This window comes from Mesorhizobium sp. P2_E9 (genome assembly GCF_056403815.1).
Genome location: NZ_JBFUET010000006.1, coordinates 238,181 through 259,892, shown reverse-complemented (window position 1 = coordinate 259,892; position 21,712 = coordinate 238,181). Strand labels below are relative to the sequence as shown.

General features: G+C 63.1%; 22 protein-coding genes. 1 reads left to right on the top strand and 21 read right to left on the bottom strand.

The features are described from left to right. Window positions 1-141: 141 nt before the first annotated feature. The 8 genes from rpsO to rimP form a co-directional block, all read right to left on the bottom strand. On the bottom strand, window positions 142-516 hold the full coding sequence (gene rpsO, locus AC1D05_RS13170) for a 30S ribosomal protein S15 (protein WP_272481095.1): 375 nt from the start codon (window positions 514-516) through the stop codon (window positions 142-144). 77 nt (window positions 517-593) lie between these two features. Then, a complete protein-coding gene (gene corA / locus AC1D05_RS13165; protein WP_477441129.1) occupies window positions 594-1,688 on the bottom strand; it encodes a magnesium/cobalt transporter CorA in 1,095 nt (364 codons plus the stop codon). Between the two features lie 44 nt (window positions 1,689-1,732). Then, complete coding sequence (gene truB / locus AC1D05_RS13160; protein ID WP_477441128.1) at window positions 1,733-2,710, bottom strand: tRNA pseudouridine(55) synthase TruB; 978 nt, start codon at window positions 2,708-2,710, stop codon at window positions 1,733-1,735. Beyond that, the gene (rbfA, locus tag AC1D05_RS13155; RefSeq protein WP_477441127.1) at window positions 2,710-3,162 is read right to left on the bottom strand and encodes a 30S ribosome-binding factor RbfA; all 453 of its coding nucleotides are present in this window, start codon (window positions 3,160-3,162) and stop codon (window positions 2,710-2,712) included. The genes truB and rbfA overlap by 1 nt, the downstream gene beginning before the upstream one ends. A 110-nt stretch (window positions 3,163-3,272) precedes the next feature. Further along, window positions 3,273-5,855 (bottom strand): translation initiation factor IF-2, encoded by a 2,583-nt coding sequence (gene infB / locus AC1D05_RS13150; RefSeq protein ID WP_477441126.1) that lies wholly within the window; start codon window positions 5,853-5,855, stop codon window positions 3,273-3,275. Beyond that, on the bottom strand, window positions 5,852-6,502 hold the full coding sequence (locus AC1D05_RS13145) for an RNA-binding protein (protein ID WP_027043540.1): 651 nt from the start codon (window positions 6,500-6,502) through the stop codon (window positions 5,852-5,854). Before AC1D05_RS13145 ends, infB begins: the two co-directional genes overlap by 4 nt. A gap of 38 nt (window positions 6,503-6,540) precedes the next feature. Next, window positions 6,541-8,136 (bottom strand): transcription termination factor NusA, encoded by a 1,596-nt coding sequence (gene nusA, locus AC1D05_RS13140; RefSeq protein WP_477441125.1) that lies wholly within the window; start codon window positions 8,134-8,136, stop codon window positions 6,541-6,543. 48 nt (window positions 8,137-8,184) lie between these two features. After that, window positions 8,185-8,829 (bottom strand): ribosome maturation factor RimP, encoded by a 645-nt coding sequence (gene rimP, locus AC1D05_RS13135; protein WP_477441124.1) that lies wholly within the window; start codon window positions 8,827-8,829, stop codon window positions 8,185-8,187. 290 nt (window positions 8,830-9,119) lie between these two features. Between rimP and AC1D05_RS13130 the strand changes: the two genes are divergently transcribed. Beyond that, the gene (locus AC1D05_RS13130) at window positions 9,120-9,284 is read left to right on the top strand and encodes a hypothetical protein (protein ID WP_477441123.1); all 165 of its coding nucleotides are present in this window, start codon (window positions 9,120-9,122) and stop codon (window positions 9,282-9,284) included. Between the two features lie 28 nt (window positions 9,285-9,312). Here AC1D05_RS13130 and trmB read toward each other — a convergent pair whose 3' ends face one another. The 13 genes from trmB to AC1D05_RS13065 form a co-directional block, all read right to left on the bottom strand. Continuing rightward, a complete protein-coding gene (trmB, locus tag AC1D05_RS13125; protein WP_477441122.1) occupies window positions 9,313-10,014 on the bottom strand; it encodes a tRNA (guanine(46)-N(7))-methyltransferase TrmB in 702 nt (233 codons plus the stop codon). Window positions 10,015-10,038: 24 nt separating this feature from the next. Beyond that, the gene (gene metK / locus AC1D05_RS13120; protein WP_477223028.1) at window positions 10,039-11,304 is read right to left on the bottom strand and encodes a methionine adenosyltransferase; all 1,266 of its coding nucleotides are present in this window, start codon (window positions 11,302-11,304) and stop codon (window positions 10,039-10,041) included. A 168-nt stretch (window positions 11,305-11,472) separates the two neighbouring features. Next, window positions 11,473-11,892: a helix-turn-helix domain-containing protein gene (locus AC1D05_RS13115; protein ID WP_027032979.1), complete on the bottom strand. Its 420-nt coding sequence runs from the start codon at window positions 11,890-11,892 to the stop codon at window positions 11,473-11,475. Window positions 11,893-12,030: 138 nt separating this feature from the next. Continuing rightward, the gene (lnt, locus tag AC1D05_RS13110) at window positions 12,031-13,620 is read right to left on the bottom strand and encodes an apolipoprotein N-acyltransferase (protein WP_477441121.1); all 1,590 of its coding nucleotides are present in this window, start codon (window positions 13,618-13,620) and stop codon (window positions 12,031-12,033) included. A gap of 85 nt (window positions 13,621-13,705) precedes the next feature. After that, window positions 13,706-14,176 carry a VOC family protein gene (locus tag AC1D05_RS13105; protein ID WP_477441120.1) on the bottom strand — a complete coding sequence of 157 codons (471 nt, stop codon included), beginning with the start codon at window positions 14,174-14,176 and terminating at the stop codon, window positions 13,706-13,708. 16 nt (window positions 14,177-14,192) lie between these two features. Continuing rightward, complete coding sequence (locus AC1D05_RS13100; protein ID WP_477441119.1) at window positions 14,193-15,287, bottom strand: hemolysin family protein; 1,095 nt, start codon at window positions 15,285-15,287, stop codon at window positions 14,193-14,195. Window positions 15,288-15,314: 27 nt separating this feature from the next. Next, window positions 15,315-15,815 (bottom strand): rRNA maturation RNase YbeY, encoded by a 501-nt coding sequence (gene ybeY, locus AC1D05_RS13095; RefSeq protein ID WP_477441118.1) that lies wholly within the window; start codon window positions 15,813-15,815, stop codon window positions 15,315-15,317. An 18-nt stretch (window positions 15,816-15,833) separates the two neighbouring features. Further along, complete coding sequence (locus tag AC1D05_RS13090; protein WP_023766987.1) at window positions 15,834-16,826, bottom strand: PhoH family protein; 993 nt, start codon at window positions 16,824-16,826, stop codon at window positions 15,834-15,836. An 83-nt stretch (window positions 16,827-16,909) separates the two neighbouring features. Further along, window positions 16,910-18,319, bottom strand: coding sequence for a tRNA (N6-isopentenyl adenosine(37)-C2)-methylthiotransferase MiaB (miaB, locus tag AC1D05_RS13085; protein WP_477441117.1), 1,410 nt, complete (start codon window positions 18,317-18,319; stop codon window positions 16,910-16,912). A 74-nt stretch (window positions 18,320-18,393) separates the two neighbouring features. Beyond that, window positions 18,394-19,194: a lyso-ornithine lipid O-acyltransferase gene (gene olsA, locus AC1D05_RS13080; protein WP_477441116.1), complete on the bottom strand. Its 801-nt coding sequence runs from the start codon at window positions 19,192-19,194 to the stop codon at window positions 18,394-18,396. A gap of 27 nt (window positions 19,195-19,221) precedes the next feature. Then, complete coding sequence (gene rimI, locus AC1D05_RS13075; RefSeq protein ID WP_172219864.1) at window positions 19,222-19,716, bottom strand: ribosomal protein S18-alanine N-acetyltransferase; 495 nt, start codon at window positions 19,714-19,716, stop codon at window positions 19,222-19,224. A gap of 61 nt (window positions 19,717-19,777) precedes the next feature. After that, a complete protein-coding gene (gene tsaB, locus AC1D05_RS13070) occupies window positions 19,778-20,455 on the bottom strand; it encodes a tRNA (adenosine(37)-N6)-threonylcarbamoyltransferase complex dimerization subunit type 1 TsaB (protein ID WP_477441115.1) in 678 nt (225 codons plus the stop codon). A gap of 94 nt (window positions 20,456-20,549) precedes the next feature. Beyond that, window positions 20,550-21,653 carry a DUF1513 domain-containing protein gene (locus tag AC1D05_RS13065; RefSeq protein ID WP_477441114.1) on the bottom strand — a complete coding sequence of 368 codons (1,104 nt, stop codon included), beginning with the start codon at window positions 21,651-21,653 and terminating at the stop codon, window positions 20,550-20,552. Window positions 21,654-21,712: the final 59 nt, after the last annotated feature.

Sequence of the window (21,712 nt, the reverse complement as noted above, 5' to 3'; positions counted from 1 at the left end):
ATGCGCAAATTCACCTGTTTGAGCGTCCGTCCGGCATCCGGATGGGTGCGCGGCGCTCCAGTCCTGCATTCGAGATCGGATTGGTCCGGGGCTCGAATGCGCGACCGGCGGACTCCCTGTGGGAGCCCGCCGGTCAATTCGTCAACGGCGCAGACCGAGCTTCTCGATCAGTGTCTGATAGCGCGCGTCGTCCTTGCGCTTGAGATAATCAAGCAGGCTGCGGCGCTGGGACACGAGAGCGAGCAGACCACGGCGGGAATGGTTATCCTTCTTGTGGTCCTTGAAATGATCGGTCAGGTTCTTGATGCGCTCGGAAAGGATGGCCACCTGGACTTCCGGAGACCCGGTATCGCCCTTGGCGGTTGCGAATTCACCCATCAATTCCTGTTTGCGCTCGGCAGTAATCGACATCGTGTTTTTCCTTATCTGTTTGAGGAAACGGGTCGCCCTCAGCCGGGATGTCGTCCAGCAGGGGCCGGTGCAGGCAAAGCGTCGTGGCGCTATGCTGCGGCGCATATAGTGCAATTCCCCAGAAAACACCAGCCCAATTCACGAAGCCGGCTTTTCACGCCAGAACGGCAAGTTTTCCGCTTTTAAAGCCACTTCTTCCGTTTGAAGAAGACGATCAGCCCGACAGCAACGGCCAGCATGAACAGCAGCGAAGCCGGATAGCCATAATAGGCCTTCAGTTCCGGCATATTCCACGGCGAACTCTCGGGGTCGAAATTCATGCCCCATATGCCAACCAGGAAGGTGAGCGGCATGAAGATCACCGAGACGATGGTCAGGTAGGAGATAACGTCGTTGGTGCGCGCCTGGCTCAGCGAAAGATGCATTTCGATCAGGCCGGTCAGCATGTCGCGCTGGTTCTCGACCAGTTCGATCAGCCGCAGGGCATGGTCGAGCGTGTCGTTGAAGAAGATTTTGGTTTCCGCCTTCACATAGGGCACGTCGTTGCGGATCAGCGTCGCCAGCGTATCGCGCATCGGCCACAGCACGCCTTTCAACACATTGGCGTCGCGCCGCAATTCATGCAGCTGCCGCATCTGATGCTTGTGCGTCGTGTTCAGCATCTCGTCCTCGATGCTGTCGACCTCATCGCTCGCCGTCTCGATCGGCGGGAAATAGCTGTCGACGATGGCATCGATCAGCGCGTACGCAAGATAATCGGCACCGCGCGAACGCAACCGGTTGGGAAGGGAGGCGGCAATGCGCTTGCGCACGGGATCGAAGGGATCGCCTTCGCGCTCCTGGAAGGTGACGACGAAGTTCTTGCCGAAGAACACCGCGATCTGCTCATAGCGATGCACCTTGACGTCGTCGATCATACGCATGACGACGAAGGCGTGGTCCTCGAAGAAATCGACCTTCGGCCGCTGGCCGGTGTTGACGACATCTTCCAGCGCCAGCGGATGCAGGCTGAAGATCCGTCCGATCTCCTCGATCAGCTGGATGTTGGCGAGGCCCGTGCAATCCAGCCAGACGACCGGCCACCTGTCACAATGGGCGTTGAGATCATCAATGCTGGCATTGTCGATGGTCTTGAATTTCTCCGGCGAGATCAGCGTCAGCCTGAGCTCGCTGCGCCGCGCCGCCGGATCGGCGATCAGCGTACCCGGCGAAGCGCCGACCGGCGGCCGCCGCGTTTTCACCGGCGCCCGCTTCTTCACCGCCTCGGCCTTTGCCATGTGTCCCTCAAGCGTAGAGTCGACGTGAAGTTAGCCGAGAGCTGTCAGCCGGCAAAGACCCGCTTCGGCTTGAACATGCCTTGTTCGATGGCACCAATGGCAACCAGCTTGCCGCGTGCCGTCGCGCAGGCTTCCTCGGCCTCCACGGGCGCGTCGCGACCACGGATAATGACCGGATTGCCAAGCCGGATCTTTGTCGCCGCATCATCGCTGATGGCGATCTGCGGCAGGCAGTCGAGAGCCGCTGAGGTATCGACGAGAAGCGCGTCGATCGCGCCGAAGTCTACCGGCACTTCAATTGCATCGGCATCGTCGGCAGGCTCCGGCTTGTCCTCACCTTGCACGCCGAAGCGAGCCGCCTCGAGTTCCGCGATGGTGACGAAATCCTCCGGCGTGAACGGCTCGACCTCGACCCGGCGCAGGTTGGAAATATGGCCGAAGCAGCCGAGGTCGCGGCCCATGTCGCGGGCCAGCGAGCGCACATAGGTGCCCTTGCCGCATTCGACCTCGAAAATAGTGTGGTCAGCGTGGTGCTCGATGATGTCCAGACGCCCGATCTCGATCTCGCGCGCGGGAATGTCGACCGTCTCGCCTTCGCGGGCGAGGTCATAGGCGCGTTCGCCCGCGATCTTGATGGCCGAGAATTGCGGCGGCGTCTGCATGATGACGCCGGTGTATTTCGGCAGCAGCGCCTTGACCTCGGCTTCCGCCGGACGCAGGTCGGAACTCTTCGTCACCGGCCCTTCAAGATCGTCGGTGGAGCGCTCCTGGCCCCAGGCAACGGTGAAGCGATAGATCTTGGCGCCGTCCTGCACGTAAGGCACGGTCTTGGTCGCTTCGCCGAGCGCGATCGGCAGCATGCCGGACGCCAGCGGATCGAGCGTACCGGCATGGCCGGCCTTTTCCGCCTGGAACAGCCATTTGATCTTGGAGACGGCCTCGGTCGAGCCCATGCCGACCGGCTTGTCCAGCACCACCCAGCCCGAGATCGGCCGGCCCTTTTTCTTGCCGCGACGCCCCATTATTCGTCGTCCTTGATGTCTTTGGCCTTGTCGTCTTGGGCCTTGTCGTCGTTGTTCTGGCCTTCGGCACCCAGATCACGCGCCACTTCGGGCGACTTCAGGAGATCGTTGATCCTGGCGAAATTGTCGAAGGATGTGTCGAGCTTGAAGCGGAACTCCGGCATGAACTTCATCTGCCGCAGTGCACCGGAGACACGGCCGCGGACGAATTTCGCGTGCTTGTTCAGCGCGTCGATCACCGCATCGGCGTCCTTGGCACCAAGCGGCGAGACGAAAGCGGTGGCGACCCTCAGATCGGGCGACATGCGCACTTCCGAGACCGAAACCACGGTGTTCTCGATCAGCGGATCGATGATCTCGCCGCGCTGCAAGGTTTCGGAGAGCGCATGGCGCACCTGTTCGGCGACGCGCAGCATACGCTGGGATGGGCTGGATGTGGTTGGACGGGGCATTTTTCTCAATCCTGAAAGCGTGGGGCGCGGGATGGGACCGTGCCGCATGTCTCAAATGTGATGGGCGGCGGTCTTTCGACCACCGCCCGAGACAGACAAGTTACTCGAACTCAGAGCGTCCGGGTCACCATCTCGACGCGGAAGCACTCGATGACGTCGCCGACGCGCATGTCCTCGTAGTTCTGGAAGGCCATGCCGCACTCCTGGCCGCCGGGGACTTCCGAAACCTCGTCCTTGAAGCGCTTCAGCGTCTTCAGCGTGCCTTCGTGGATGACGACGTTATCGCGGATCAGGCGTACGCCCGCGCCACGTTCGACCTTGCCTTCGGTGACACGGCAGCCGGCGATCTTGCCGACCTTGGTGATGTCGAAGATCTCGAGGATCTCGGCATTGCCGATGAAGGTCTCGCGACGCTCCGGCGACAGCAGGCCCGACAGAGCCGCCTTCACATCATCCACGAGGTTGTAGATGATCGAGTAATAGCGGATTTCGATGCCCGCGGCCGCGGCCGCGGCACGTGCCTGCACATTGGCACGGACGTTGAAGCCGATGATCGCCGCACCAGACGTTTCCGCCAGGGACACATCGCTTTCGGTGATGGCGCCGGCGCCGGCATGGACGATGCGCGCACGCACCTCGTCGGTGCCGAGCTTGTCCAACGCGGCGTTGATGGCTTCGATCGAACCCTGCACGTCGCCCTTGATGACCAGCGGGAATTCCTTCAGTCCGCTCGTCTGCAGCTGCGACATCATCTGTTCGAGCGAGCCGCGCTGGCCGGCATGCTTGGCCACTGCCTTCTCACGCGCCAGACGCTGGCGATATTCGGTGATCTCGCGAGCGCGGGCCTCGTTGTTGACCACGGCGAAGCGGTCACCGGCCTGCGGCGTGCCCTGAAGGCCGAGCACCTCGACCGGCATCGCCGGCGGCGCTTCCTTGATCTGTTCGCCGCGATCGTTGACCAGCGCGCGCACCCGGCCCCATTCGTTGCCGGCAACGAGGATGTCGCCGGGCATCAAGGTGCCGGTCTGCACCAGCACGGTGGCAACGGGGCCACGGCCCTTGTCGAGTTGCGCCTCGATGACGACGCCCTCTGCGGTACGGTCCGGATTGGCCTTCAGGTCGAGGATTTCGGCCTGCAGCAGGATCGCCTCGAGCAGCTTGTCGAGATTGGTGCCCTTGGTCGCCGACACTTCGACGTCCAGCACCTCGCCGCCCATGGATTCGACGAAGACCTCATGACGCAGCAGTTCGGAGCGCACCTTCTGCGGATCGGCATCATGCTTGTCGATCTTGTTGATCGCCACGATGATCGGAACGCCGGCCGCCTTGGCATGGCTGATCGATTCGATCGTCTGCGGCATGACGCTGTCATCGGCCGCCACCACCAGAATGGCGATGTCGGTGGCCTGGGCGCCACGGGCGCGCATCGCCGTGAAGGCGGCGTGGCCGGGCGTGTCGATGAAGGTGATCTTGTGACCATTCTTCTCGACCTGATAGGCACCGATATGCTGGGTGATGCCGCCGGCTTCACCGGAGACGACGTTGGCATTGCGGATCGCGTCGAGCAGCGAGGTCTTGCCGTGATCGACATGGCCCATGATGGTCACGACCGGCGGACGCGACACCAGGTCCTCGGTATTGTCGGCGATGTTGAACAGGCCTTCCTCGATGTCGGACTCGGCAACGCGGCGGACCGTATGGCCGAATTCGGTGGCGACCAGTTCGGCGGTGTCGGCGTCGATGACGTCGCCCGGCTTCAGGATCTGGCCCTGCTTCATGAAGTACTTCACCAGATCGACCGCACGTTCGGACATGCGCTGCGCCAGTTCCTGAATGGTGATGGTCTCCGGCAGGATCACTTCGCGCATGACTTTCTCGCGCGGCTCATTGTGCATCGCGCGTTTGAATTTTTCCTGGCGACGACGCATCGACGACAGCGAACGGGCCCGCGCATCCTCGTCGGATAGCGCGGAATTCAGCGTCAGCTTGCCACGGCGGCGGTCTTCCTCGCTCTTGGTCGGCTTGGCCGGACGCGCCACTTCGGGTGTGACCAGGCGGCGCACTGGCGCACCGGCTACCGCCCGCTTCGGCTTGACCTCTTCCTCGTCATCGGCGGTTGCCAATTCAGCGGCTTGCGGCGCGCGGCGGCGCGCCTCTTCCTCGGCGCGGCGGCGGGATTCGGCCTCGGTCTGCAACCGTGCCTCTTCCTCGGCCTGCCGGCGCGCGGATTCTTCGCGTTCGCGCTTGCGGCGCTCTTCGTCATCGGCGCGGCGCTTGGCATCTTCGGCAGCGCGCTGGCGGTCTTCGACCTCGCGGACCTTCGAGCCCTCAAGCGCCCTGCGGCGCGCTTCCATTTCGCTGCGCGACAGCTCGTTCAGCACCATACCGCCGCGTTCGACGGGAGCTGGTGCTGGCCGCGGCGGAGGAGGAGGTGGCGCCTTTGGCGCTTCCTGTACGACAGGCGCGGCCACAACCGCCGGCTTCGGTGTGAAGACGGGAGCGGCGACCGGCTCCGGCTTGTCGCCGGGCATCGAAAATTTGCGCTTCTTGGTTTCGACGACGACCTGCTTGGTGCGGCCGTGCGAGAAGTTCTGACGCACAGTGCCCTGCTCCATGCCGGGGCGCTTCAGCGTCAAGGTCTTCTTCGGCGTCACACTCAGCGTATTGTCGTCGCCCGATTTCGTATCGCTCATTCCATATCCTCTGCGGGCTCATCTTCGTCAGCAACGGCCGCAAGCATTGCCAGATCGTCCGGGGTACCGCCCCGATATCGGTCGAGCGCAACCATGCGCTTCTGCACCGCCTTACCCGCGTCTCCCGCGAGGACGGCAGCATGTATCACATTTGTGCCCCCCAATGCCAAGCTCAACTCGGCTTCGGAGAAAAGTTTGTAGGCAAGGATGGAAGGGCCGCCGAGATGGACGGTCGCCCGTCGCGCCTGGCTGATCTTGCGCACGCCGTCGTCGGACGCTTCGGTTGCGTGGAGCACGAAAAGCGCCAGCCCGCCGCGCACCGCACTCTCGACCTTGGTGGCACCAAGAGAAATTGCGCCTGCCTTGCGGGCGAGCCCCAGCATGCCCAGAGCGGATCTGGAAAGCAGCCCATCGACCATGCCGCCAAGATCGGGCGGCACGACCACCTGTGCCTTGAAGGCGCGGGCAAAAAGGTTCTTGGCCGCCGCCTTGTCGATATGTAGGCGGTCGGCGCTCACCCAGCAACCACGGCCGGGCAGATTTCTCTTGAGATCAGGAACGACGGCCGAATCCGGGCCGACGACGAACCGGATCAGCTCATCCGGTTCGGCCTGCTTGCGGGTGACGATGCAGGTGCGATCGTTCATCTCGTCCAGGGGCGGGTTCTGTGCGATGCGGTTTCACCTCACGCACCAACGGCTTCGTCAGCCGTGACTTCTTCGGCTGCAAGCTCGTCTTCGGTGATCCAGCCGGCCTTGAGGCGGGCATTGAGAACCATCTGCTCGGCATCGGCGCGCGACACGCCGTGATTGGCGAGCACGCCTGGGAATACCTTGGTCTCGCCGTCCTTGCGTTCCTTCCAGCCGGTCAGGTCGTCGGCGGCATAGCCGGCGAAATCCTCGATGGTCTTCACGCCGTCCTCGCCGAGCGTGACCATCATGGCGGTGGTGATGCCGGGGATCTCGCGCAATTCGTCCGTCACGCCCAGTGCCTTGCGCTTGTCGTCATGCTCGGCCTCGATCTTCTCCAGATACTCGCGGGCGCGGGTCTGGATTTCCGAAGCCGTGTCTTCATCGAAGCCGTCGATCGAGGCGATTTCGCCAGCGTCGACATAGGCGACTTCCTCGACGCTGGTGAAGCCTTCGGAGGCCAGCACCTGGCCGACCATCTCGTCGACATCAAGGGCTTCCATGAACAGCGCCGAGCGCTCGACGAATTCTTTCTGGCGACGCTCGGATTCCTCGGCCTCGGTCAGGATGTCGATGTCCCAGCCGGTGAGCTGCGAGGCGAGACGCACGTTCTGGCCGCGGCGGCCGATGGCCAGCGACAGCTGATCGTCGGGAACCACGACTTCGATGCGCTCGGCGTCCTCGTCGAGCACGACCTTGGCGACTTCCGCCGGCTGCAGCGCATTGACGATGAAGGAAGCCGCCGAAGGCGACCACGGAATGATGTCGATCTTTTCGCCTTGCAATTCGCCGACGACGGCCTGGACGCGGCTGCCGCGCATACCGACGCAGGCGCCGACCGGATCGATCGAACTATCACGCGAGATGACGGCGATCTTGGCGCGCGAGCCCGGGTCGCGGGCCACCGACTTGATCTCGATGATGCCGTCATAGATCTCCGGCACTTCCATGGTGAAGAGCTTGGCCATGAACTGCGGATGGGTGCGCGACAGGAATATCTGCGGGCCGCGCTGCTCGCGGCGCACGTCGTAGACATAGGCGCGGACGCGGTCGCCATACTTGTAGTTCTCGCGCGGAATCAGCTCGTCGCGGCGGATGATGGCCTCGCCACGGCCGAGATCGACGATGACGTTGCCGTATTCGACGCGCTTGACCGTGCCGTTGACGATCTCGCCGATGCGGTCCTTGTATTCGTCGTACTGGCGGTCACGCTCGGCCTCGCGCACCTTCTGCACAATGACCTGCTTGGCCGACTGGGCGGCAATGCGGCCGAAATCCATCGGCGGCAGCTGTTCGGCGATGAAGTCGCCGAGCTGGGCGTCGGGATTGCGCTCGCGGGCCGAGGAAATGGCGATCTGCGTGGCGTAATCGTCGACCTTTTCGACCACTTCCATCAGCCGCTGCAGCTTCATCTCGCCGGTGTTCGGGTTGATGTCGGCGCGGATGTTGGTCTCCTGGCCATAACGCGAGCGCGCCGCCTTCTGGATCGCATCGGCCATGGCGGCGATGACGATCGACTTGTCGATCGACTTTTCACGCGCGACCGCGTCGGCAATCTGCAGCAGTTCAAGTCTGTTGGCGCTAACAACCATCTTATTTCTCCCGAGCTTGTTACCGAGCTGTTACGCCCGGACGCTCAATCATAGTTCCTGTTCGATTTCGTCTTCCGCGCCGCCTTCAGCACCCTCGGGTGCATCATCAGGCTCGCCGCGGCGTTTCTTGGCTTCCTTGCGTTCCCGGTTGTCCTTAGACAACGCCTCACGGATGAGGTCGTCGGTAAGGATCAGCCGCACATCGGCGATCGCGTCATAGGGAACGCGCACCGTCGGCTCCTCGCCATAGGCCGCCTTGTCGCGCTCGATCAGCACGTCGTTTTCACCGGCCTCGGCGATCTTACCCTTGAAGCGCTTGCGATCGGCGACGATGACCGATGTTTCCATCTTCACCAGGTGACCGGTCCAGGTGACGAAATCTGATTTGCGCACCAGTGGCCGGTCGATGCCGGGCGAAGAGACTTCGAGATGATAGGCCTTCTCGATCGGATCATCGACGTCGAGCGCCGGCGACACCGCGCGGCTGACCTCTTCGCAATCCTCGACGGTCATGGTGCCGTCCTCGCGTTCGGCCATGATCTGCAGCGTCAGCCCGTTCTGCCCGGACAGATGCACGCGCACAAGGCGAAAGCCGATGCCGCGCAGCACCGGTTGGACGATCAGCGCAATGCGCGCATCGATGCCGCTTTCGCGGATGATGCGGTCGTCACCTTCGCTTGCCGTTGCAGTCATCAAGTACCTGTCGTTCGTTTCGAACCTATCGGCAGGTAATAAAAAAGAGCGGGACCGGGTGGACCCACTCTTCGTCATACCGACCAAGAATTTGAGGCTGATATAAACGAACACGGCCGTTGTTTCAAGCCCGCCGTGCCGCGCCGGCAAAAGCCCTGACAGCATCAGCATTGCTCCAGGTGCATGGCCGCCATGCGGCAATCCCCCTGTGAGAGCCGGCGGGGCGCTCTTATTTGTTAGCCACGACACGAATTGCACGGGCACGCAGTGGCGTGCGAAAGGACAAGATCATGAGCAACCGCAGACTATTTTCCGCCTTGGGCGATCTCTTCACCACATTCGGCAGCGCGGTCGCAGCGTCGCGCGCCGTGGAAGCCGGCCGTAAGCCGCGCGCCGACGATTTGCGCACGCTCGGCATGGATCCGGCTATTTTCAACAGGATCGGCCGTTTCTGAAGATCTGCAGATAGGCGGCGTGAGGTGCTTATTTCCTGACAAAGGTTAGATAGGCGGGCCGCCGGCCCTCGCGAATGGCCTTCGCCTCGTAGCGTGTGCCGGGCCAGCCATCGTAGGGACGGTGCCAGTCCGCCGCTTCCGCGGCCTGCCATGCGAAGGCGCCATGCGCCTGGCAATGCAGCAAGGTCCAGTTCACGTACGTGTCGATATCGGACGCAAAGCGGAATTTTGAACCCGGCTTCAGGACGCGCGCGAAACGGTCGAGATTGACCGGGCTGACGAAACGCCGCTTCCAGTGCTTCTTTTTCGGCCAGGGATCGGGGTAGAGAAGGTCAATGCCGTCAAGCGAGGCCGGCGGCAGCCAATCGAGCAGCCGGGTGGCGTCGTCGTCATGGACCCTGAGATTGGCCAGTGGCCTTGCCCGCACCGCCATCATCATCTTGGCCATGCCGTTGACGAAGGGCTCGACGCCGATGAAGCCGATCGCCGGCGCCTCGATCGCCCGGTGCAGAAGATGCTCGCCGCCGCCAAAGCCGATCTCGAGCCGGACAGTCGAAACATCAGTTTCAAACAGCGTGCGCAGATCCGACGGCGCTTCTGCCGTCAGATCGAGCCGGTAGGCGCCGAGCCCGCTTTCCAGGGCCGCTGCCTGCTGCGGGCGAACGGGCTTGCCGCGCCGGCGACCGAAAAAAGCTTCGGTCGTACGGCTCGGCCTGTCTTGCGGGCTCATCTGGTCGCAGGTCTGTCGTGGCGCTCAGGCCGCGACAGCATCCTTGAGCGCCTTGGCGAGATCGGTCTTTTCCCAGGAGAAAGATCCGTCACGGCCTGCCTTGCGGCCGAAATGGCCGTAAGACGACGTCTTGGCGTAGATCGGCTTGTTGAGGTCGAGATGGCGGCGGATGCCTGACGGCGACAAGTCCATCACGGTGCGCAGCGCGTCCTCGAGCTTTGCCTCGTCGACCTTGCCGGTGCCGTGCAGGTCGACATAGACCGACAGAGGCTGAGCGACGCCGATGGCGTAGGAAAGCTGAATGGTGCAGCGGTCGGCGAGTTTCGCCGCCACGACGTTCTTGGCCAGATAGCGCGCCGCATAGGCCGCCGAACGGTCGACCTTGGTGGTGTCCTTGCCAGAGAAAGCGCCGCCGCCATGCGGCGCCGCGCCACCATAGGTGTCGACGATGATCTTGCGGCCGGTGAGGCCGGCATCGCCGTCCGGACCGCCGATGACGAACTTGCCGGTCGGGTTGATGTACCACATGCAATCGTCGGCAATCTTGAGGTCGCCCAATGCCTCGCGGATATAGGGCTCCACGACCTTGCGGACCTTGTTCGAATCCCAGGTCGCGTCGAGATGCTGGGTCGACAGCACGATCTGCGTTGCCTCGGCGGCCTTGCCGTCAATGTAGCGGACGGTGACCTGGCTCTTGGCGTCCGGGCCGAGCTTGCCAGCCTCGCCGTTGTTTTCGTGACGGGCGGCGGCCAGCAGTTCGAGGATCTTGTGGCTGTAATAGATCGGCGCCGGCATCAGGTCCGGCGTCTCGCGGCAGGCATAGCCGAACATGATACCCTGGTCGCCGGCACCTTCTTCGCCCTGACGGTCGGCGGCGTTGTCGACACCCTGGCCGATGTCGGGCGACTGGCCATGCAGCAGGACTTCGATCTTGGCGGTCTTCCAGTGGAAACCGGCCTGTTCATAGCCGATCTCGCGAATCGCCTTGCGGGCGACCGACTTGAACTTGGCTGGGTTGATGATCGAATGTCCGGCCGCATCCTTGAGGATATTGCCGGCCTTGTCCTTCTTCAGCAGCGTCTCGGGGACGCGCACTTCGCCGGCGATGACGACACGGTTGGTGGTCGCCAAGGTCTCGCAGGCGACACGGACTTTCCATGGGTCCATGCCGGTCTTCTTGGCTTCGCGGTAGACCAGATCGACAATCTCGTCGGAGATCCGGTCACAGACTTTGTCGGGATGGCCCTCGGCAACGGATTCCGAGGTAAAGAAGTAGTTCTGCCGCGTCACGGGTGTCCCCTCTTGAAAAACGATCGGCAGGCTGCCGATTTTGGCGCGCCACGTGTTAGCGGGGCAAAGCGCCGCTCGTCAAGCGTTGCCGCCATTCTGGCACGACTGTCGATGTCGATATCTTGTGCCACCGGCGACGAATGCCGCCGGTTCGAGGCGCGTTGAGGGTCAGTCGAGATCGTCCGCGGCGAGCGACTTCACCAGGTCGATGATCCTGCGACGCACCTTGACGTCGGCGATCTTGACGAAGGCCCTGTTGAGCTGAAGGCCTTCGGGACTGCCGCAGAACTCAACGGCGAAAGCCATCGATGCGTCCTCCGAAAAGCCACGGCCGGCCACCGCTTCCTGGCCAGGCGCATCCTCGAAGAAGAAGGCGACGGGCACGCCGAGTATGGAGGCTATCGCCTGCAGCCGGCTGGCGCCGACGCGGTTGGTGCCCTTTTCATATTTCTGGATCTGTTGAAATGTGATGCCGAGATTCTCGCCCAGCTTTTCCTGGCTCATTCCGAGCATATTGCGGCGAAGCCGGACGCGACTGCCAACGTGGATGTCGATGGGATTCGGTTTCTTCTTGTTTTCTTCTGTCATTTTTTCCTCGCCGAATTTTTTCGGCTTTGTGATTTTTTCTCGCCCAAAAAAGGCCGGAGGCGACTGCCCCAACAGTACGATCCACCGGCTTCGAGAAATTTTCAGGCGATACAGTATGAGTTTCTAATGTGTCGACTGTCAATTCACCCGTAGCCTTTGCCTTACGTTCAACAGCGCGCCCACAAGCGCAAACAGCAACATGATCAGCATTCCGTTAATGCGCCGCTGGCCCGAGGAAACGACCGTCTGTCCGGCAATCGGCACCTTCACGTCGATGGCTCCGCGCGCGTCGATCGCCAGCGCATCGACGATGCGTCCGTGTGGATCGACGACGGCCGAGATGCCGTTGTTGGCAGCACGCAGCAAGGGCAATCCGTTCTCCACCGCACGAATCTGGGCCTGCCTGAAATGCTGATACGGTCCCGGCGTGTCCCCGAACCAGGCATCATTGGTAACGTTCACAATAAGCTGCGCTGACGTAGCGTCAACTGCCACGAGATCGGGAAAGATCACCTCATAACAGATAAATGGCAGGGCACGGATGCCGCCCGGCAGCGCAATGGCGTGGCGCTCATTGCCGGCGGCGAAGGTCACCGGACCGGCGACAAGCTGTGCGATGCCGAAACGGTTGAGCAGGTCGGCGAAAGGCAGGTATTCGCCGAACGGCACCAGATGGACCTTGTCGACCGCGTCAGCGATTTCGCCCTTGTCGTTGATCGCCACCACGGAATTGTAATAGCGGCTGTCGGCGGCCGCGGAGCCGCCTTCCTCGCGAACGACGCCGGCGATCAGCATCTGGCCGTCGGCCAGCATGTCGCCCAGCGCCGTCAACGCGTCCGGGCGCTCGGTGAAGAGGAACGGTACCGAGGTTTCCGGCCAGAGAATGAGTTGTGGCTTGCCGTGACCGGGGTCCGGCGCCTTGGCCGACAGGCCGAGCAAAGTGGCGAAGATGCGGTCGCGCACCGAGGCGTCCCATTTTTCACTGAGATCGACGGCAGGCTGGACGATACGGACATCCAGGCTGCGCTCCGCCGGCTTTTCAGGGGCGGTGAGCCTGACATAGCCGAAGCCGACATGGGCTGATGCAATCGCGACGAACAGCGCCGCGCCCAGGCGAAGGTGCCGGCGCGCCGCCAGCAGCGCCGGCAGCGAAAAGAGGAACACGGCAAGCACGTTCATGCCGATCATACCGGTCACCGAGACGCTCTGCATCATCAGAGGCACCGGCATTGCCGCGTAGCCGATGGCATTCCAGGGAAAGCCGGTGAACAGGAAACCGCGTAGCCACTCGGTCAGCCCGAAGCCGAAGGCAAGGGCGGCGATGCGGCCGATATCGCTGCTCCACAGCAGCCGGGCGACCATCGTTGCGAAGCCGTAGAAAAAGGCGAGCGCGAAGGGAATGCCGATCACGGCGAAGGGAAGCGCCCAGGCAAAGTCGTCGGCCTCGACCAGCAGCGCCGAGCCGATCCACCAGAGACCGGCGAGAAAATAGCCGAAACCGAACCACCAGCCGACGGCGAAGGCCGGCCGCAGGCGCCGAAACAGGCTGCCGGAGGCCTCGCCGGTCGCTCCGTCGAGCAGCCAGACCAGCAGCGGAAACGAGATGAAACAGGCGGCGAAAAAATCGTAGGGCGCCTGGCCAAGCACCGCCAGGGCGCCTGCAAGAAACGCCACGAGCGCGCGCCGCCAACCCCAAAGCAGAATTATCCGGCCGGCCAGGCGCTCCATGCATACTTCCGAGTCGCGCGAATCAGGACGCAAGATTTATCAGGCCGCGGCCCGCGCTCCAAACGCCGGCCTGTCAGCCGCCGCGCTAAAAGTGCCAGCCCTCAATGCGCAGACCGCTCAGCCGCTCAGCCTCTTCGCGGGAAACGGAGCGGATGGGCTGGGTGAAGGTCCAGACATGGCCTTCGGGGTCGCGGGCCCGGTACTGGCGTTCGCCGTAGAACTGGTCAGCCGGTTCTTGGATTATGTCAGCGCCCGCCGCCCTCGCCTGTTCGCAATGCGCATCCAGGCCATCCTTGAGCCTGACATAGACCGATTGCGTGTTCTTGCCCAAGACCGAAGCCGGGCTCGCGACATACTCACTCCATTCGGAATCGACGATGATATAGCACTCGCCGAACCGCATCTCGGCATGGACGAGCGTTCCGTCGGCATCGCTGACCACCATACTGCGCTCGAAGCCGAAAGCGGCCTCCAGCCACGCCAGCGCGGCAAGAGGATCCCTGTAGAAGACACCGGAACCCAGACTGGCGTGCTTGAACGGGTCGTCGATCGTCATCGGTCCAGCGGAAAACTCACGCCTGCTCGGTGCGCGCCGTGACGCGCCGGCGGCGTTCGCCCTTCTGGCTCTGTACGATGCGCACGCGCTTGACGCGGCGCGGATCGGCGTCGAGGACATGGAACTCGAAGCCTGGAATGGCCTGCACCACCTCGCCGCGCGCCGGCACCCGGCCGAGCGTGTTGAAGATCATGCCGCCGATAGTGTCGACATATTCGCCATGTTCGCCGGCAGCGAAGTCCTCGCCGATCATCTTGGCGACCTCGTCGATCTCGGCCTTGCCGTCGACGATGAAGACGCCGTCACCGGCCTGGGTGATCATCGGCTCGTCATCGTCATGCTCGTCCTCGATATCGCCGACGACCATCTCGACAATATCCTCGAGCGACACAAGCCCGTCCGTGCCGCCATATTCATCGATAACCAGCGCCATCTGCGTGCGCGTCGTCTGCATGCGGCCCATCAGGTCGGAGGCAAGCATCGATGGCGGCACGAACAGAACCTGACGGATCAGATTGAGCTCGCCGATGGTGCGTGCGAGGTCGACCTGGGCGAGATCCAGTTGCGTGGCGACGGGGGTCTTCCTGGTCGTGCGGCCCTTCTTGACGCGCGCGAGCTTGGTGATGTGGGCCAGCACGTCGCGGATATGGACCATGCCGCGCGGATCGTCGAGCGTCTCGGAATAGACCGGCATGCGGGAATGGCCGGACTGCTCGAAGGTGCCCAAGAGGTCGCCTAGCGTCGTGGTGATCTCGACCGCCTCGATGTCGGCACGCGGCACCATGACGTCCTCAACGCGCACCTCGCGCAGCCGCAGGATATTGTTGAGCATGGCGCGCTCGCCAGGCGAGAAGGATTCGGCGTCACTGGCCGCCTCGGCCAACGCGCCGGCGATTTCCTCACGCAGGCTGGTGCCGTTGCGTTGCCTGAACAGGCCCAAAACACGGTCGAACAGGGAAGGTCCAGCAGGCGAATGCTCGCTGGCAGCGCTGCCGGTGCTGGCAGCACCAGGGGTAACGGTACTCGGACTTGACCCCTCTTCCGACGTATCGGAAGCCTTGGGCACACTGCCGGCGTCGGGGCGGGCGGCAGTTTCTGGTTTGTCGTTCATCGTCGTCCGGTCAATTGTCAGATGTAGTTACGCGTAGGGATCGGGAATGGCAAGCCTTGCAAGGGCTGCGCGTTCGATGGCTTCCATCTCCTCGGCCTCGGCGTCGGTCTCGTGATCATGGCCCAGCAAATGCAGCAGGCCGTGGATGACGAGATGGGTGATATGGTTCTGCACCGGCTTGTCTTCCAGTGCCGCTTCGCGTGAAACCGTCTCGGCGGCGAGCACGATATCGCCCAGCATCGGCGGCAGCGGGCCGCCTTGTACAAACGGAAAAGCCGGGAAAGACAAGACGTTGGTGGGTTTGTCCTTGCCGCGCCAGTCGGCATTGAGGGTCCGGATATGGGCGTCGTCGGAAAAAACGATGCTGAGTTCGGAACGGCCCGTGACGCCGGTCTCGGCAAAAGCAGCCTCAACCGCGCGATCGACCAGTCGCGTCAGGCTGGCCTCATCTGGCCAGTCGCCCGCTTCGACCGATATATCGATGTCGACGGGGAGATTCCCGTCGACGAATATTTTGTCCTCAGGCATGAGGCCGCATCGTCAAGATCAATTCTCGGCGCCCAGGCCGCGCGCCAGTTTGGCGTCGCGGTCATAGGCCCTGACGATTTCCGCCACCAGCGGATGGCGAACGACGTCGATATCGTTGAAGCGCACGGTGACCGCGCCGGCCACGCCGTCGAGGACACGCAAGGCTTCGACCAGGCCCGATTTGGTGCTCGGAGGAAGGTCGATCTGGGTCGGATCGCCGGTGACGATCATGCGCGAGTTCTCGCCGAGACGGGTGAGAAACATCTTCATCTGCATCGGCGTGGTGTTCTGCGCCTCGTCGAGGATGACCGCAGCATGCGCCAGCGTACGGCCGCGCATGAAGGCGAGCGGCGCGATCTCGATCACCTCGGCGGCAATGGCGCGCTCGACCTTGTCGGCCGGCATCATGTCGTAGAGCGCGTCATAGAGCGGCCGCAGATACGGATCGACCTTTTCCTTCATGTCGCCCGGCAGGAAGCCCAGCCGTTCGCCGGCCTCGACAGCCGGCCGCGACAGAATGATGCGTTCGACCATGCCACGTTCAAGCAGCATCGCCGCATGCGCCACCGCCAGATAGGTCTTGCCGGTACCGGCCGGACCGATGCCGAACACCAGTTCCGACCGTTCCAGCGCCCGCATATAGGCGTCCTGGTTCAGCGAACGGGCATAGATCGTCTTCTTGCGGGTGGCGATCTGGGCAGCGGAAACCTTGCCCTTGCGCTCCAGCGTCGGCAGCGTCAGCTGATCGTCGGCGGCGACCGCCATGCGCACGGCGCCATCGACGTCGGACTGGCCGATATCGACGCCCTTCTGCAGAATCCCGTAGAGATTGTCCAAGGCGCGGCGCGCCTGTTCGGCGGCAGAAGCGGACCCTTTGATGGTCAGCTGGTTGCCGCGCGAGCGGATATCGACGCCAAGCTTCTGCTCAAGCCGGGCGAGGTTCTCGTCGAACTGACCGTAAAGGGCGCTGGCAAGCTTGTTGTTGTCGAAAGTCAGAACGATGTGCGCCATGTCAGAAGCCCCAGATGCCGGTACCGGGGGCAGGTTCTTCAGCTCTGCTGCGCTCAACCGTCTCTCCTCATCTGCCGAGACCATCAGGCCAATTCGGCGAACAGGCTATTGTAGCCCGTCTTCGTGATTCGCACCTGGATAATGTCACCGATTTCGCCGGCCTTTTCATCAACAATAACCGGCTGCAGCCAAGGTGAGCGGCCGACCTTCTGCCCGGCCTGCCGTCCGGGCTTCTCAATCAGCGTGTCGATGGTGCTGCCGACAAGGCTCAAGCCGAAATCCTGCTGTTGTTTCAAGAGCAATGCCTGCAGGCGCTGCAGGCGCTCGTCCTTGACCGTTTCGGACACATGATCGGGCATGTCGGCGCCCGGCGTGCCGGGGCGAGGCGAATATTTGAACGAAAAGGCCGAGGCGTAGTTCACCTGGCGCACCAGTTCCATGGTCGCTTCGAAATCGGCTTCGGTCTCGCCGGGGAAGCCGACGATGAAGTCCCCGGAGAGTGCGATATCGGGCCGGGCAGTGCGGATGCGGTTTAGCAGCGCCAGATAATCGCTGGCCGTATGCCTGCGGTTCATCGCTTTCAGGATGCGATCGGACCCCGATTGCACCGGCAGATGCAGGTATGGCATCAGCGCCGGCAGGTCGCGGTGGGCAGCGATCAGTTCGTCGTCCATGTCGCGCGGATGGCTGGTGGTATAGCGCAGCCGCGCCAGCCCGGGGATTTCGGCCAGCCGGAACAGCAGGCGGCCAAGGCCCCATTCCTCGCCGTTTTCGCCCTGGCCGTGCCAGGCATTGACGTTCTGGCCAAGCAGCGTCACCTCGCGCACGCCGGCATCGGCCAGACGTCCGGCCTCAGCGACGATCTGCGCCACCGATCGCGACACTTCCGAACCCCTGGTATAGGGCACCACACAGAAGGTGCAGAACTTGTCGCAGCCTTCCTGCACGGTGAGGAAGGCGGTGACGCCGCGCTTGATCACCTCGGCCCGCTTGGGCTGCGGCAGATGCTCGAACTTGTCTTCTATGGCGTAGTCGGTCTCGACAATCTTTTCACCGCCGCGCACTCGCGCCAGCACATCGGGCAGACGGTGATAAGTCTGCGGGCCGATGACCAGATCGACGGCCGGCGAACGGCGGATGATCTCCGCACCCTCGGCCTGCGCGACGCAGCCGGCGACGCCGATCAGCAGTTCGCGGCCGGCAATGGCGCGCTCCGCTTTCATGTCGCGGATGCGGCCGAGCTCGGAATAGACCTTTTCCGCCGCCTTCTCCCTGATGTGGCAGGTGTTGAGCAGCACCAGATCGGCCTCGTCGATGGCATCGGTCGCGGTATAGCCGTCGGCGGCCAGCGCATCGCCCATGCGCTGTGAATCATAGACGTTCATCTGGCAGCCATAGGTCTTGATGAAGACCTTTTTCGCTGCCGTGGCGCGCACAGCCGGCTGCCCGGCCACGGTGCCGATGTCGTCGCTTTCAATCGTGTTCAAGTCCATGCGGCGGCTTCTAACGCCTTTCCGTGACAAAAAACAGACGATTCTCGGTATGCAATCGTAGGCGCACGCCTGCGCTAGCGGCTCGGGCGCGGATCAGCGAGTGCCGCCTGCATCATCTCGCGCACCTGGCTTTCCATCAACTTCGACGTTTCCTTGCGGTTCGAGCCCTTGGCAAAGGCGATCGGCTCGCCGAAATGCACCTCAACGTCGAGCGCGCCTTCGGCCATCAGCACCTTGAGATGCGGCATCAAATCCTCGTCACCGATCCAGGCCGAGATCGGCCGGTGGCGGCGGCCGAGCGGCACGCCGTGCAGGCGCGTGTAGGCGATCGCCACCGGCTGGATGAACACCTGCTCGGCAGCACCCTCGGAAATCGCCATCGAGGCGGCGCCGAACAGCGTGCTTTTGAAGGGCAGGACGGCATTGCCGTCACCGGTCGAGCCCTCGGCAAACAGCACCATGGCATCGCCCTTGGCCATGCGGCTGGCGATCTCGCTCGCCTGGTCGCCCGAGGACCGCTTGCGTTCGCGCTCGATGAAAACGGTGCGCTGCAACTTGGACAGCATGCCGATCAGCGGCCAGCCTTCCATATCGGCCCTGGCGATGAATTTCACATCGGCAAAAGAGCCCAGCACCATGATGTCGGTCCAGGAGATGTGGTTTGCGGCAACCAGCAAGGGCCGTCTGTTGGACAGCGTCCCCTTGACATGAACGCGCATGCCAAGCGCCCTGAGGATCATCCTGTGCCAGATCTTGAGGATGACGGTCTCCGGCCACCAGCCGGTCTTCATCGACAGGATCTGCAATGGCACGAGGACCAGCGACCCGGCGACGACGAGGCCCAGGGCCAGGAAAATCCTGATTTTTCCGATCATACTGTCCTGGTCCTACCCGATCTCTCGCTAGCGAAGATCGCGGCGCATGACAAGCGCGCCGGTCGGCCCGCGATCGGGCGACTTGTAGTAGTCCGGGCGCTTGCCGACTTCGCGGAAGCCCAGCCGGCGATAGAGGGCAATCGCGGCGACATTGGTCTCGTCGACCTCGAGAAACAGCGCTTCGGCGCGCTGCACATGCAGTTCGCGCAGCACCGCATCCATCAACTGCCAGCCCAGCCCCTGGCGACGATGCGATCGCGCCACCGCGACGGTCAGGATTTCGCCTTCGCCGGCGGCCAGCCTCGCCAGCACGAAGCCGACAGGCGGTTTGGCGCCCTGCCCGGTCTCGCGCGCGGCGTAACCGAACACGGTGTCCTGCTCGAGCAAGGCGGCGAACTCGCCATCGGTCCACGGGCGGACGAAGTCCTCGCGGTGCAGCACCGAGACCGCGGGGCTGTCGGTGATCCTGAGCGGCTCGAGCGCATAATCCCGGCGCCGCGATTGGAGAAAAGGTATGCGCATTAATTTTCGTTTTCTTGTTTGACCATGATCTTTTCCGAAAACCGGCTTCCACTTTTCGGGATCATGGTCTGAGCCTTGAAAGAATAAATCCGGCTTGCGGCTTGGCATCCGCGCCGCGCAAATAAAGTGGTTTCGGCCTTTCGCCCTCGCCTTTGGCGGCGGCTAGGCGAGCGTAGGTGACAATGTCGGCTGTGGCTGTCCGAGGCCCGATATCGAAACCACACCCAGCCGAAGCAGCGATCTGCACCGCCGCGGTACCGGCAAGCACCGCAGAGTTCTCCATCGCCAAGGCGGTGGCTTCCGGCAATATGGTCACCGCTGGTCCGTAAGTCAAAACTAACGCTTTGTCGTAAAGCGCGGCATGGATTTCCTCACGCCCGGCATCGAGCGCCGCCAGGACTGCACGGCCGGGAAATGCCGCCGCCGCTTCAGCCGCCAGCGCTTCGAGCGTCGTCACACCGATCGCCGGAATTTTCAACGCCAGCGCCAGGCCACGCGCTGTCGACACACCGACGCGCAGGCCGGTGAAGGAACCGGGACCGACGGAGACGGCAATGGCGCCAAGGCCGGCATAGTCGGTTTCGGCCGCCGTCAGCGCCTCGGCGATGACGGCCATCAGGTGCTCGGCATGGCCCTTGCCGAGATCGAGCACCGAGCGGCCAAGCTCCAGCCCAGCCGCCGCGTCGTAGACGCAGGCGGCGCAGAGGCTGGCGGCACAGTCGATGGCAAGCACTTTCATGAAACGACCGGTTCCGAGAAACACCTCCCTGTGCCTGCCACGGCGCGCCACCGCAAGCACAATTTGTTAAGCGGCTTCGCTTCCCAGCGCGCTATCAGACCTGTTCGATGCGCAGCATGTGGTTGTCCCAGACATAGTCCGGTTCTACCCGTGTCGCGCCGCTGCCCTCGATGATCTCGCCGGCGCCCGTGGTGGCCATGAAGCCCGATCCGTCTGCTGCGAGGCCGCAGACCTCGACCAGCGCGCTGGACGAGACGACGCGGCCATTGGCGGCATCGATCACCACAAGCGAATTGCCTTCCGGCGACGAGACGGCGACGGTGCCAGCTGTCGGATTGGCAGCGACCGAACCGATATAGTTGCGAAAGCCCGACAATACGTCCTGCGGCATGTCGAGAAGCTGCAACTCCTTGCCGCGCGCGGCGCGGCCGACCAGCAGCGGACGATCGGTGCCCGGCCCCCGGTACTGGCAGCCAAACCAGACGGTGCCCGACGGGTCGGTGTCCATGTGACGGATCGACAGCTGGTGCAGTGTCGCCGGCAATTCATGCTTTTCGATCAAGTCGCCAGAGACGCGGTCGATGAGCACATAGGACGGTTTCATGGTCGCGATGTTGAGCTCGGCGCGGCCGTAGTCCGGATGGGTCTCGATGCCGCCATTGGCAACCGCGATCGTCCTGCCGTCGCCCAGCAGCAGGAGCTCGTGCGGCCCCATGCCGTAGGTCGGGAATTCACCGATGCGGCTGAATTTCGCCCGCGCATCATAGACGCCGACGACGCCGGCGGCGTTGTCGAAATCGTTCTCGGTGGCATAGAGCAAGGCGCCGTCGGGTGAGAACACACCGTGGCCGAAGAAATGCCTGCCGGTGACGCTGGCGATGGTCAGCGGGGCGTCGCGCCCGGTGTGATCGAAAACGACGGCAAAGGTGCCGGGCTGGCGGGCGAAGACCACCGAACGCTTCGACAGCGGATCGAAAGTGACATCATGGCCGCGATCGGGCAAATCGATCGCATGCAGCAGCTTGCCGGCCTCGGACAGAACGGCGGCGCCAAAACTGCCGTCGCGCTTGACGAAGGCAGTGGCGAAGACGGCATCCGCCGCAAGTGTCTTTGCCCAGGCCGGCGGCGTCATCGCGGCAGCAAAGCCGATGCCTGCGGCTTTCAGAAAGTCGCGACGGTCAATGAGCGGCGTGCGCATTCTCCATTTCTCCTTTCGAGCATGATCCTGTCCGAAAAGTCTGCAACTTTTCGGGATCA